This is a genomic window from Arthrobacter sp. efr-133-R2A-63 (genome assembly GCF_030209795.1).
GTDB classification, from domain to species: Bacteria; Actinomycetota; Actinomycetes; order Actinomycetales; family Micrococcaceae; genus Arthrobacter; species Arthrobacter bambusae_A.
Window position 1 is genome coordinate 31,120 of record NZ_JARVRG010000035.1, and the last position, 11,473, is coordinate 42,592.

Consider the following 11,473-nt stretch of genomic DNA (forward strand, 5'->3'; position numbering starts at 1 on the left):
GCGTTCACTTGAAGTTCGCTGCGTCGAGCGCCGCCTGCAACGAGCTGAGGTAGCCCTCGCTCGTGTAGGTAGCCCCTCCCACTGTGTCCACGTTTGTTGATTGGCTCGATAGCACCTCGGATTTGAGCATCGGCACGGCCTGCTGGTCGATTTCACCGGACAGGGACCCGACGTCGGTGAGCTGCAGCGGCACCACGTCGGCGATCTTGCCGCCGGATATCACGGCCTGGACTTGCACCGTGCCGTACCGGGTCTGGATCTGGCTGCCGTCGAAGGTTCCATCTTTCGCACCGGAAGCGACCGGGCCCGCGGGACCGGCGCTGGTGCTTCCCGCCGTCGGGCTGCCCGGCCCGGAAAGCGTTCCGGTGCCCGACGGCGGATTGGCCGCCTTCGTTGTGGTGCGGCTGGATGCGGAATCAGCTTGGTTTCCGGCATGCCACCCGATCAGGAGGACGGCGGCGGAAGCGAGGCCGGCCAGTACGGCGCTACGGGCCCTCACCAGCTGAACCTTTCGTAGTGGATGCGGAACCGGGGCACGCCCGCGCGTCTTGCGTCCTCAACCACCAGGTCTGTCCAGTCGCTCGGCCCGCACACGAACACGTCGGCGTCCCGCACATGGGGGACGATCGTGGACAGGCTCATGCGGTGGCTGGCCTCGCGGGCCGGAAGCCAGCTGTCGTGGCCCCTTTTCGGCCGACGCCCCAACAGGACGTAGAGCGTTGCAGATTTCTTGACACACAGTTTCTGGAGCTCGCGGTAGAGGTACAGACCCTTCTCGTCCGGCGCCCTGACGATCACCGTCATCTCGCCGGGAGCAAAGTCGCCCTGCTCCAGCAAGGAGATGATGGGCGTAATTCCGATGCCGGCCGCGACCGCAACAGCCCGCCGGGTAGTCCGGGCCCGGTCTGTGAAGAGTCCGTAGGGTCCTTCGATGCTTACCCTGGTGCCGATCGGGAGAGCACTCAATTCGGCGGTTCCGCCTCCCAGCTCACGAACGGTGACTTTGAGACGAAGGACCCCGGGGGCCGCCGAGAGCGAGAAGGGGTGGGCGTGCCACCAGAGCCCGCGTGACCAGAAGCGCCAGATGAAGAATTGGCCGCCGCGGACCCGAAGGTCCGCAAGCGATCGTCCGGTCATCTCGATGGAGTACACGCCCGGCGCCTCGGTGACGATGTTGCTCACCCGAAGGTCGTGCCGCAGAGTCCGCACCACGGGAATGATGAACCGATAGACCAGCAGAGCCGCCGCGACCCCGAGGTAGAGCGTGAGCCAGTAGTAGCGCGCCCAGGTTCCGTCCGCGAACAATTGCCCGGTGCTGAACTGGTGCGGCAGGGCGGCAAGAACGGCGCCATATGCAAGGAAGTGGACAACATGCCATGCCTCGTAGGAAAACTTCCGCCGGACAAGTACCAGTGAGGTGATCACGACGATGGCTAACAGCGCGTACCCCAGGTAGGCGACTTTCATGTCAGGCAGCGAGATGAACATGTCCCATATCTCCGCAAACACGTTCAATCGCGACGTCAGCGCGTAGCCGACCCAGAGCAGCAGCACATGTGAGGAAATGAGGTAGAAGACGGGCTTGCCCAAGCGCTGGTGGACCAACAAGGCCCGGTCGTGGCCAAAGGCCCGGTCAATGACCGGGAGCCGCGCCGCAAGGAGGAGTTGGATCAGCATCAGGTCGGTTCCTACGAGCCCCGCAATGATGCCGACGGCGGTAAAGGCGCCCGGGACGGTCTTGAACTCCACCAATCCGCTGTCCGCCAGGAACAGTGCCAGTACGAGGGCGACCGACAACCAGACGATGGTTTCCAAGAAGTCCGCCAGGCGTGCCCGCCGCAGATAACGCGCCCGTTGTGGCATCCGCCGCTGGGTGGTCGTCCGGTCCGTCGCTCCGGCCCGGGCCGTCATCTGCTACCTCCGCGGGCGCCCCATGGTCTGCTCATGCTCGCAATGCTAGGTTCGGGTTCTTAGAACATTCTTCGAACCCTGGAAACAAAGGCGCTTAACCAGGAACCGGCTGCTGGAGAGTTCCCTTGGTTCCTTCGGATCGGCAGATGCACCACGACTGCCGCTCCGGACGGTTGCGCAGCGATTTCCGCCCGGCCGCCGTGCTGCGCGGCCACTTCAGCCACGAGGGCGAGTCCGAGACCATAGTGGCGCGCCGCGGTGCCGTCCTCCGGAGCGGCGTCGGCTGGCGGCGCGGTTGCGAATCGCTCGAAGGCCCGTGGCCGGACATCGTCGGCAAATCCGGGCCCGTCATCGCGGATCGTGATGACCAGGGTCCTCGCGTCTGCCGTTACCGCCACGTCCACCCTTTCCCGGGCGAAACGGACGGCGTTGTCCAGTAACGCCACGAAAAGCCGGCGCAGCGCCGTTGGAGCGGCAATGATTCCCAGCGGCCCGGTTAGTCCACTTCGTTCAACCGTGACACCGCGACGCGCGGCGGAGACGGAAAACGACTCGACGACGTCGTCCGCCAGTGCCACGACGTCGATCTCCGTGAGCTCGATCCTCCGTGAATCCGCCGAGATGAGCAGGTCTTCGAGCAGACGGGTCAGTGAGCGCGAATCTTCAACCATGGCATCCACGTCCGCCTCGATGCTTGCCGGCGGTTCCTGCAGCGGAGAAGATGCCACACGGCGCCGCAGCATTTGCGCCCGCATACTCAGCAGGGTCAGCGGCGTGCGCAGTTCGTGGCTTGCATCTGCGACGAATCGCCGCTGCCGGTCGAGGGCCTCGGCCATGGGCCGCATGGCTCGCCGGGCCAACCACACCGCCAGAAGGCTCGCCAACACCACCGCTCCGCCGCAAGTCAACAACAGGGCCAGGCCCAGCCGATTCAATTCCTCCAGATTCTCGTGGCGATCGAACACTGCCTGGACTACCCGGTTTCCGGAATCGGCGGTCCGGACGGTGTACGGGCGGCCAGCTATGGAAACGTCCTCCTGGGCGGCGTCTCCGCTGGCGGCGACCGCCTCGATGGCCTTGAGGTCCGGCAGTCCGGAGGGCATCCCGGGGGACACCGTCAACACGCCCTGGTTGGAGATCGCGAGCCAGGTTCCGGCGGGGGCGTCAACGATCGAGTCCACGTGCTCGGTGGCGGTGGTCAGGAGGCGTTGGGCTGCGCTGGCCTGGCTCGTGCTGACAATCAAAAGTACCGATCCGGCAATCGCCACCAAAAGCAGCACCAACAAAGCTCCGGTCTGCAGGGCCAGCCGCCAAGAGGAACGCTGCAGTTCGTCCTCGGCTTGGCCCTTCATGCGAGCGTGCCGATCCTGTAGCCGACGCCATGAACCGTCCGCACGCTCCCCCGTCCCAGCTTCCGCCGGAGGTAATGGACATACGTATCGACCACCCCTGCCTCCTCGGCGTTCGGGAAGACGTATTCCAGGATCTCGCCACGCCCGAAGACCCGGTTCGGCCAGCGTGCCAGCTCCTCCAGCAAGGCGCTTTCCCGTTCGGACAGCACCACGACGGAACCATCAGAGCGGGTCACGCTGCGCGCTTCGAGGTCAAAATGACCACCGCTGATCCGCAGGGTCGTCGCGGTGGCGATATGCCGCCGTCGCAAGGCACGCAGCCGGGCCAGAAGTTCCTCGACGTCGAACGGCTTCGACAGGTAGTCCTCCGCACCGGCGTCGAGCCCCTCGACCCTGTCCGCAGGATTGCCCAATGCGGACAAAATGAGCGCAACCGTCTCGACGCCCTCCCTGCGCAGTTTCGTCAACAGGTTCAACCCGTCCATGACCGGGAGGCCCCGGTCTAGAACCAGGACGTCGAACTCCCCGGTCAGCGCGAGGTGGAGGCCTTTCTGTCCATCCGAAGCGCTGGACACTTCGTAGCCCTCGCCGAGCAGCAACTCCTCCAACATCGCCCGAAGCTCCACGTCATCCTCGACCAAAAGAACGCGCGGCTTCATCTCATTCATAGTCGGAGTATAGGCGGCGGAGCTGGGGCCAACGGCGTCATTGGTGCAGGCTGAGCGCTTGCGTCGGGCACAGCGCCACTGCGTCCCGGGCCGCGTCTTCCAGGTTCCGGGGGATGGCGATTTCGGAGCCGCCACGGCCGAGCGGGTATCCCCAATCGTCTCGGGTGAGCAGTTCCGGAAGCAATTCGATGCACAGGCCCCGGCCGTCGCAACGGGTCCAGTCGATGTGCATTGTGGTGCGGGGCACCTTTCCCCCGGTCATCGCAGCGCCTCGCATCGCCCGCGCAGGTGTGCTTCGACGTCGGAGGCAAAAGCCATCAGGGCACTGGAGGCAAGCCGTGCTGTCCCGTCCGGATGGGCGCAGCTGCCCCGGCCGGTCACGAGAACAGCGAGCCGGCGGATCTCCTGCGGAAGCTTCCCGGTGGTGTCACCGTAAGCCAGGCGCGCGAACAGCCTTGCGATGGCGGGAAGGCCGTTGGTGCAAGGACCACACTGGCGCGCCGACTGGCCGGCCAAGTAGGCCAGAATGTCAGCGGTAGCCGCGAGGCCACAGGACCCGGACCCCAGCGTCATGACGATCCCCGCACCTGTCCTGGCACCCACAGGGGCCAGCCCTTCCTTTGAGAACGGTACGTCGATCTGGTCCGCGGCGAGCCACGTGCCGTGGTACCCGCCCACAAGAGCAGCGCGGACAGAGGGCAGCTCGATGCCGGTACCCAGGAGGACCTCCGTCAGGCGCACGCCGGTCGGGATCTCGTAGACTCTTGGTCCGGCCGCGTTCCCGGACAGGGTGATGAGTCTGGACCCGGGTGCAGAGCCGGTTCCGACGCCGCGGAACCACGCAGAACCGAAGCGGGAGATCAGAGCGAGATGCGCCAGTGTCTCCACGTTGTGGACCAGGGTCGGCCGCCCATTCAGTCCGCTGTCGCTCAGGCGCTTTGTTCGGTCGCGCGGGATAGCCGGGCCCCCGGAAATAGCACTGACAGCCGCAGTCGCTTCTCCGGAGATAAACGTATCCGGTGCTTCGTGCAGGCGTATACGGGCCTCCCGGCGCTCTTCCAAAGCGCGGGCGACGGGAACCAGCTGCTCCGCGCCGGCATACAAATGCAATTCCCTGGCGCCAAGGCTCCGGCCTGCGATCAGGATGCCGTCGATCACCAAATGGGGGGCGTTGTGCAGCAGGGCTGCGTCCTTCTGGCTCAACGGTTCGCCTTCCGCGCCGTTGGCGACGACGACCGGCCGCCGTCCACCTGCGGGGACCGACGCCAGCTTCTGCCAAGCCGCAAACCCTGCCCCTCCGCGGCCATCCAGCCCGGACTGCAACAGTTCGTCGATCAACGGAGCCAGGTCCATTGCCGGAAGCGGACCAAAGACAGCCTCGTGACTTGCCAAATCGGCTGAACCGGCGGCAAACAATCGTGTTGCGCCGGCCGGACCGGCAACATGGTCCCGGCGGCTTATGGTGCTCTGGTCCGACGTCATCGGGTGTCCTGGCTGCGCACGTTCCGGTATTCGACAAAGTCTTCGTGCAACCTCCACGCGATGGCCCCTCCCACTGCCAGCAGGCACAGCACCGCAAGGACGAGGAACCAGGGTTCGCGGCCGTTCGTGCCGTTTCCGATGGCATGAAGCACCGAAACGGGCCACATCGCATAGACCAGCCAGTGCACGGCCTTGAACGCCCTGGGACCGATCTTGTTGCGAAGCAAAGCGGTGATCGTCACGACGATCAGGAGATCGAAGGCGATCGTCCCAAGTCCGAGCCAGAACGGCTGATATGCGCCCAGGAAGGGAACGAAGAAATCCACCAGCCTCAGTTGGGCGAATGGATCAAAGAGCAAGGACACAACATGGACCACAACAAACAAGAGCGAAAAGAGTGAGACATTGCGGTGCACCAACGTGACCGCAAACCGCGGGATCCCCACGACAGCCCGCCCGGAGCGGACGCCAATTCCCAGCAGGACGGAAAGTGTCAGGAGCACGAGGGCCACCACGCCGGAGCCTCGGCCCACAGCCCAAAGAGCCTGATCGAAGACGGCGTTCATGATTGACCCGCCATCTCGTCCGGAGGCCAGCCACCGCAGGTGGATACCCTGCCTGCACTGTCAACCAAGCGGGCAGGCACGCCTAAGTCCCGCAACCACGACGGCGCGCGGCGGCCCCGCACCACGCATGCGGTGGAGATTGTATTGGCTTCCGCGCAGCTTTTCGCCGCCACCGTCACCGTCCTCCAGAAGGCTTCCGCCGGCAATCCCGTGTGCGGGTCGATGATGTGGTGGACTTGTCGGCCGGAATGGCTCCATCGGCGCTTTTGCGTACTTGATGTGGCCACCGCGTAGCCGGAGCGCAGCCGGACGCACCCCGAAGGATCGTCCGGCAAATCCTGGACCAGCACCACCCACCCCTCCGGGGGCGCCTCCCCTGCGGTGGCCAGATCGCCGCCCAGGCTCACCATCGAACCGCAGCCAAGCGTTGACGAAATCCGGTGCGCGGCCCAGTCGGCCGCCAAGGCTTTGCCGATCGCACCAAAGTCAAGCATGAGGCCCTTGGGCACTTCAAGCCTGTTTCCGGCAAGTCCTATGCGGGTCCAGGCCGGGGCAACTGTTGTCACGGCAAGTGATCCCTGCGGCTCCGCCGCCCGGTTCCTGGGCACGTCGAGAAGGGCGAAGTCGCGGTCATACCCGAGTCCAAGCAGCGCGCTCCCGATTGTCGGGTCCACATCCCCGTCGGTCATTTCCGCAGCAGCCAATGCGCTGCGGACGATCGCCGCGAGTACGTCGCTGATTTCCTGCCCCTCGGATAGCCGGCTGCCGAGGATCATGAGTTCCGAATCGTCGCGGAAACGGCTGCACGCCATCTCAACGCCGTGGCAGACGTCCCGACATAGATCGACGGCCCGGTCAAGCATCGATGGCTCGGTGACGATGACACATGCCTCGGTGCCCCATAGCTCCCAGCGCCGCGCCGCCGTTACCATCAGGATCCTGACGATCGGCCCTGCGGGGCGGTTGATCCGGGCCCGAGGGGCTGCACCGGCGAGGTGGATGAGTAGTGGTGGCGCGGGCCATAGTTTGGAGTGGTGGACTGCCCCGTATTGCCGGAAGACGTGTCGCCGGAAGAGGTATTGCCCGAAGAGGTATTGCCTGCCGCGGCCGGAGCCGAGACGGCCGCACCGACGACCACGGCGCCGGCCACGCTCGCGGCACCCACCCACGATGTCACTTGACGGGCGATCCTGTGGCCACTTTCCCTGGAGTTCATGGCAGCCTCCTTGGCTGGTGCTTGACCGATGTCGCTGTGTTAATTCTAGGAGCGCCAGAGTTGGCCTCGGCTAAGCGTTTCCTGTGTAGAAGCTGTGTGGAAATACTGAACCCCATGCACGAACCGCGCCGGAAAACAAGGGCCTTTGGATCATTCAAGATTTTGTGAAAACTGCGTACGTTTGTGGTCATGGACACCGTCATCCAGACTGTCGACTTGCACAAGAACTTCGGGCGCGTCAAAGCGCTCGACGGCCTCGACCTCGAGGTCCACAAAGGCGAGATCCACGGCTTCCTCGGGCCGAACGGCGCGGGAAAAACCACCACGCTACGCATCCTCCTCGGTCTGGCCCGGCAGTCGTCGGGCAGCGCGAGCGTCCTGGGCATGAATCCGTGGGCGGACGCCGTCGAACTCCACCGCCGCGTCGCGAGCATCCCGGGAGACGTGAGCCTCTGGCCCAACCTCTCCGGCGGAGAGGCCATCGACCTCCTCTCCCGCCTCCGCGACGGCGCTGTGGACCACGCCGCCTACAAGGAGCGCAAACATCACCTCTGCGAACTCTTCGACTTCGACCCGGGCAAGAAGGGCCGCGCGTATTCGAAGGGAAACCGCCAGAAGGTCGCGCTCATCTCCGCCCTCGTCATAGACGCTGAGTTGTATCTCCTCGACGAGCCGACGAGCGGCCTTGACCCGCTCATGGAGGCCGCCTTCACTCGAGAAATCCGTCGGATCGTGCGCGAGAACGGCGCGACAGTCCTGCTCTCAAGCCACATCCTCTCCGAAGTCGAGCAGCTCGCCGACCGCGTCAGCATCATCCGCGCCGGCCGGATCGTCGACGGCGGCACGCTCGATGCGCTGCGCCACCTCACCCGCACGGAGGTTTCCTTCGCGCAGGACAGCGTGGACACCCATGCCCTCGCCGCACTGTCGCAGGTCCACGACCTCACCGTGGTTGAGGGGCGCGTCAAGTTCGGCGCCGATTCCGACCGCGTCCACGAGGTGCTGCCCCTTCTCGGTACGCTCGGGGTCAAAGGCCTGCTCGTCGCGCCTCCGTCGCTCGAAGAGCTGTTCCTGCGCCACTATGGCGACACCGTCGCCCAGACCGTCCCGCAGATTGCGGACGACGGCGGCACCCATCACCGACGCCATCGAGCCGCCGCGGCGGGAGCCTGAGATGGGCGCGCTGTGGATCCTGTACCGGCAGCGCTTGCGCCGGGACCGCTGGCAGATCATCGTCTGGATCCTCTCGATCGGCGGGCTCGCACTGCTCGCCGTCGCGGCCATAGCGAAGTCCTTCGGCGACGACGCTACGCGCGCGCAGGTGCTGCAGCTCGCGACCGCGGCGCCCGCGATCCTCGTGCTGCGCGGCCTCCCGCGCGGCCCGGCGCTCGATTCGTTCACGTTCTTCGAGATTTTCGCGTTCCTGGCCCTCCTTGCGGGACTCATGAATACGTTCATGGCCGTCCGCCACACCAGGGCCGAAGAGGAGTCGGGCCGGGCCGAGATCGTCTCCGCCACCGCCGCAGGGCGGTGGGCCCCCCTCGGGGCGACCGTCCTTCACGCCATGGTGGCCAATGTGGTCGTCGCCATGGCCACTGCTCTCGGCTTCATCGCCGGCGGGCTTGACCCCGCGGGTTCACTTGTGGCCGGTCTCGCCACGGGCGCCGTGGGCTTCGCCTTCCTCGGCGTGGGCCTGTTGGCCTCGGAGTTCTTCAGTACATCGCGGGGAGCCAACGGCATTTCTTCGGCGCTCGTGATGGTTGCATACCTGCTGCGCGGCTTCGGCGACGCGACCGGACAGGTCAGTCCCGACGGAATGACCATGACGGCGGCGTGGCCCAGTTGGGTCTCCCCCATCGGCTGGGGCCAGCAGACCTTCGCCTACACGGGCAACCGATGGTGGCCGCTGCTCCTGCCACTCGCGCTTGGGGCGGCTTGCACCGCCGTCGTCGTAGCCCTCATGGCCCGCCGTGACGTCGGTGCGAGCGTACTCGCCGGACGATCCGGACGCGCCAACGCCCGGCCCTGGCTGCGCGGGAGCTTCTCCCTCGCTCTGCGCCTCCAGGAGGGCGCGATCATCGGCTGGTGCATCGGCGGCCTTGCCACGGGCCTCCTCACAGGCTCGCTCGGGGCCGCGATCCAGTCCTCGATCACCTCCAACCCCCAAATCACGGCCGTGCTTCGCGGCATGATCGAGGCACAGGGCACATCCATGACCCAGCTCCTCGTCGCTGCCCTGTTCGAGGTAGCCGGGATCCTTGCCGCGGCGTGCGGCCTCCAGGCCGTCCTGCGCCTGCGCCAGGAAGAGGCGGCCGGAACTGCCGAGCCCGTCGTGGCCGGATCCGTGGGCCGGATGCGCTGGCTGGGCAGCTTCCTCGGACTCGGCACGGTCTCGGTGGTGCTGGTGATGGCGTTCACCGCCGTCGGAGCATGGGCCTCCCTCGTTGCGTCCGGAGATACCTCAGGCTCCGCAGGCGAGGTCTGGCAAACTGCCGTCGACCAGCTCCCGGCAGCACTCATCTACCTCGCCCTGCCCGCCGCAGTCTTCGTCGTCTGGCCCCGGGCCACCATCCCTGCCGGCTGGGCGCTCCTGGGCATCGGCGTTGTCCTCGGCGTCTACGGTGGCATGCTCGGCCTCGACCAGAGGATCCGGGACCTTTCACCCTTCACCCGCACCCCCGTCACCACAAGCACCGGAACCGACTGGAGTGGCGGTTTCTGGATGCTCGGCATCGCCGTCGTGGTCACGGCGCTCGCGCTTGCGGCTGTGCGCCGCCGGGAGGTGGGCACGGCATGACAGACTCCGGCATCGCCCGGATGCCCGACGCCGCCGAGACGTCCGCCGCGGTGCTTACGGCCGCCGGATTCCCCAAGATGCCGGCCCGTTCCCTTATGGCCCTTGTAGTCTCCGACGACGGTTCGCTGACCGCGGCCGAGCTCTCCGAGATACTGGGCGCGAGCGCCGCCGCGGTATCCGGCGCCGTGCGGTACTTGCAAACTGTCGGTTTCGTCCACCGGGTCTCGCAGCCTGGCAGCAGGCGCGACCGCTATGCCCTCCCCGCCAATGCGTGGTACGTCGCCTCCCTGCGGCAGAACCCCGTGTACCAGCGCCTGGCTGAGCTCGCCGACTCCACAGCGTCAAGCCTCCCGGAAGGATCGCCGGCGAGGACGAGGGTGAGCGAGATGGGCGCCTTCTACCGGTTCCTCATGACCAGGCTGCCTGCGCTCCTCGATGAGTGGGAGCACATGCGGGTCAAGGTCCAGGCCGCTCCGACTCCGCCTGGGCTTCAAGCCTGAGGCGGATACGGCTGCGGAGGGTTCGGCGGATATGCCTGCACCCATCGGTCGAAGCGCTGACCCCTGGGATTGGCCGGCAGGAGCACAAACACGAGCAACGCAATCCATCCGAGCACCGGAACCAGAGCGAGCAACAAGAAGAGCGCACTAAGATTCGCGTCGTGGAGGCGCCGTGCGCCCAAGGCAAGTGAAGGCACAACCGTCGCCAGGAACCACAGGCCGCCAAGGGCCGTCGAGGTGCCGGTGTTGCCGTTTCCTGTAGCACCGGCCGCATTGATGACCCCTGAGACAATGGCAGAGGCGAGGAACCACCACCAATACTCACTGCGGCTAGCGCGGCCGTGGAAGATTGCGTACTTTTTCCAGAATCGTTTAACGGCCTCGACCGGCGGGGCTCCGTAGTAAGGCAATTCAAGCGGGACTTCACCCGGGGGAAGACTCTGGGGCTGATAGCCGGACATCATTCAAGCCCTTCCATGCAGACTATTCGACACCGGAATGCTAGGCCGTGTCCCGCCTGTCCGAACAGGGCACAAAGCCCCGCCTGGGACAGGTGACACCGCCTAGGATCCGCGGGCGCAGTCGGTCCCTGGCCCCGGCGGCGTCACGAGCGTCGCTAACGGGACTTCCGGCCCTGCCGGGCTGGGCCAAACGAGCAGAGGATGGTGCGTAAAGCACCCGGAACGCGGGAGCCACATTTCATGGAGGCGGACAAAGTCATGAAAAAACCAATCGTTGTCGGCGTCGTTGACACCCAGGCGAGCCGGGCCGCGCTGGCTTGGGCAATGAACCGGGCGGCACGACGGAAACTCCCGGTGCTGCTCGTTCACGCCGTCGACACTCGATGGCTCGACGAATCAGCCCATTCCAGCGAGGTGACCAAGGCCGCAGCAAACGAACTGCTGAGCAAAACCGCAGCATATGCCGGCGAATTGGAGCCATCGGTCCAGGTAAAAACCGTGCTGTTCCCCGGCAGCCCCG

14 protein-coding genes are annotated in these 11,473 nt (G+C 65.9%); 4 read left to right on the plus strand and 10 right to left on the minus strand.

Features of this window, described 5'->3' with window-relative positions; translation table 11 throughout:
* Positions 1-4: 4 nt before the first annotated feature.
* Genes QRN45_RS18575 through QRN45_RS18615 form a run of 9 tightly spaced genes read right to left on the minus strand, consistent with a single transcriptional unit; the run spans position 5 to position 7,195 of the window.
* Positions 5-499: an FMN-binding protein gene (locus QRN45_RS18575; protein WP_078105280.1), complete on the minus strand. Its 495-nt coding sequence runs from the start codon at positions 497-499 to the stop codon at positions 5-7.
* Complete coding sequence (locus QRN45_RS18580) at positions 496-1,911, minus strand: ferredoxin reductase family protein (protein WP_241708356.1); 1,416 nt, start codon at positions 1,909-1,911, stop codon at positions 496-498. Before QRN45_RS18580 ends, QRN45_RS18575 begins: the two co-directional genes overlap by 4 nt.
* Positions 1,912-1,970: 59 nt before the next feature.
* Positions 1,971-3,263, minus strand: a complete 1,293-nt coding sequence (locus QRN45_RS18585) for a sensor histidine kinase (RefSeq protein WP_284764262.1) — start codon at positions 3,261-3,263, stop codon at positions 1,971-1,973.
* On the minus strand, positions 3,260-3,931 hold the full coding sequence (locus QRN45_RS18590) for a response regulator transcription factor (RefSeq protein WP_241708354.1): 672 nt from the start codon (positions 3,929-3,931) through the stop codon (positions 3,260-3,262). Before QRN45_RS18590 ends, QRN45_RS18585 begins: the two co-directional genes overlap by 4 nt.
* 37 nt (positions 3,932-3,968) lie before the next feature.
* The gene (locus tag QRN45_RS18595) at positions 3,969-4,193 is read right to left on the minus strand and encodes a ferredoxin (protein WP_241708353.1); all 225 of its coding nucleotides are present in this window, start codon (positions 4,191-4,193) and stop codon (positions 3,969-3,971) included.
* Positions 4,190-5,413 carry an NADH-ubiquinone oxidoreductase-F iron-sulfur binding region domain-containing protein gene (locus QRN45_RS18600; RefSeq protein WP_284764263.1) on the minus strand — a complete coding sequence of 408 codons (1,224 nt, stop codon included), beginning with the start codon at positions 5,411-5,413 and terminating at the stop codon, positions 4,190-4,192. Before QRN45_RS18600 ends, QRN45_RS18595 begins: the two co-directional genes overlap by 4 nt.
* A complete protein-coding gene (locus tag QRN45_RS18605) occupies positions 5,410-5,979 on the minus strand; it encodes a ferric reductase-like transmembrane domain-containing protein (protein WP_241708351.1) in 570 nt (189 codons plus the stop codon). Before QRN45_RS18605 ends, QRN45_RS18600 begins: the two co-directional genes overlap by 4 nt.
* Positions 5,976-6,911, minus strand: a complete 936-nt coding sequence (locus QRN45_RS18610) for an FAD:protein FMN transferase (RefSeq protein ID WP_241708350.1) — start codon at positions 6,909-6,911, stop codon at positions 5,976-5,978. The genes QRN45_RS18605 and QRN45_RS18610 overlap by 4 nt, the downstream gene beginning before the upstream one ends.
* Entirely contained in the window at positions 6,911-7,195 is a 285-nt protein-coding gene (locus QRN45_RS18615; protein ID WP_241708349.1) for a hypothetical protein, read from the minus strand. Before QRN45_RS18615 ends, QRN45_RS18610 begins: the two co-directional genes overlap by 1 nt.
* Before the next feature lie 189 nt (positions 7,196-7,384).
* Here QRN45_RS18615 and QRN45_RS18620 point away from each other — a divergent pair, with 189 nt between their 5' ends.
* Genes QRN45_RS18620 through QRN45_RS18630 form a run of 3 tightly spaced genes read left to right on the plus strand, consistent with a single transcriptional unit; the run spans position 7,385 to position 10,492 of the window.
* Positions 7,385-8,368: an ABC transporter ATP-binding protein gene (locus QRN45_RS18620; protein WP_241708348.1), complete on the plus strand. Its 984-nt coding sequence runs from the start codon at positions 7,385-7,387 to the stop codon at positions 8,366-8,368.
* 1 nt (position 8,369) lies between these two features.
* Positions 8,370-9,992, plus strand: a complete 1,623-nt coding sequence (locus QRN45_RS18625; protein WP_284764264.1) for an ABC transporter permease — start codon at positions 8,370-8,372, stop codon at positions 9,990-9,992.
* Positions 9,989-10,492 (plus strand): GbsR/MarR family transcriptional regulator, encoded by a 504-nt coding sequence (locus tag QRN45_RS18630; RefSeq protein ID WP_284764265.1) that lies wholly within the window; start codon positions 9,989-9,991, stop codon positions 10,490-10,492. Before QRN45_RS18625 ends, QRN45_RS18630 begins: the two co-directional genes overlap by 4 nt.
* Here the strand turns inward: QRN45_RS18630 and QRN45_RS18635 are convergent.
* Complete coding sequence (locus QRN45_RS18635; protein ID WP_502870734.1) at positions 10,483-10,953, minus strand: DUF805 domain-containing protein; 471 nt, start codon at positions 10,951-10,953, stop codon at positions 10,483-10,485. The two genes, QRN45_RS18630 and QRN45_RS18635, sit on opposite strands and share 10 nt — an antisense overlap.
* Positions 10,954-11,211: 258 nt before the next feature.
* Here QRN45_RS18635 and QRN45_RS18640 point away from each other — a divergent pair.
* On the plus strand, positions 11,212-11,473 hold a 262-nt coding region (locus tag QRN45_RS18640; RefSeq protein WP_284764267.1), incomplete at its 3' end, for a universal stress protein.

Excerpts from the sequence above, each read along its gene's own strand:
- QRN45_RS18605 (WP_241708351.1), bottom strand. The coding sequence starts at position 5,979 with ATGAACGCCGTCTTCGATCAGGCTCTTTGGGCTGTGGGCCGAGGCTCC.
- QRN45_RS18620 (WP_241708348.1), top strand. The coding sequence starts at position 7,385 with ATGGACACCGTCATCCAGACTGTCGACTTGCACAAGAACTTCGGGCGC.
- QRN45_RS18600 (WP_284764263.1), bottom strand. The coding sequence starts at position 5,413 with ATGACGTCGGACCAGAGCACCATAAGCCGCCGGGACCATGTTGCCGGT.
- QRN45_RS18615 (WP_241708349.1), bottom strand. The coding sequence starts at position 7,195 with ATGAACTCCAGGGAAAGTGGCCACAGGATCGCCCGTCAAGTGACATCG.
- QRN45_RS18610 (WP_241708350.1), bottom strand. The coding sequence starts at position 6,911 with ATGGTAACGGCGGCGCGGCGCTGGGAGCTATGGGGCACCGAGGCATGT.
- QRN45_RS18585 (WP_284764262.1), bottom strand. The coding sequence starts at position 3,263 with ATGAAGGGCCAAGCCGAGGACGAACTGCAGCGTTCCTCTTGGCGGCTG.
- QRN45_RS18630 (WP_284764265.1), top strand. The coding sequence starts at position 9,989 with ATGACAGACTCCGGCATCGCCCGGATGCCCGACGCCGCCGAGACGTCC.
- QRN45_RS18590 (WP_241708354.1), bottom strand. The coding sequence starts at position 3,931 with ATGAATGAGATGAAGCCGCGCGTTCTTTTGGTCGAGGATGACGTGGAG.
- QRN45_RS18580 (WP_241708356.1), bottom strand. The coding sequence starts at position 1,911 with ATGACGGCCCGGGCCGGAGCGACGGACCGGACGACCACCCAGCGGCGG.
- QRN45_RS18625 (WP_284764264.1), top strand. The coding sequence starts at position 8,370 with ATGGGCGCGCTGTGGATCCTGTACCGGCAGCGCTTGCGCCGGGACCGC.
- QRN45_RS18635 (WP_502870734.1), bottom strand. The coding sequence starts at position 10,953 with ATGTCCGGCTATCAGCCCCAGAGTCTTCCCCCGGGTGAAGTCCCGCTT.
- QRN45_RS18595 (WP_241708353.1), bottom strand. The coding sequence starts at position 4,193 with ATGACCGGGGGAAAGGTGCCCCGCACCACAATGCACATCGACTGGACC.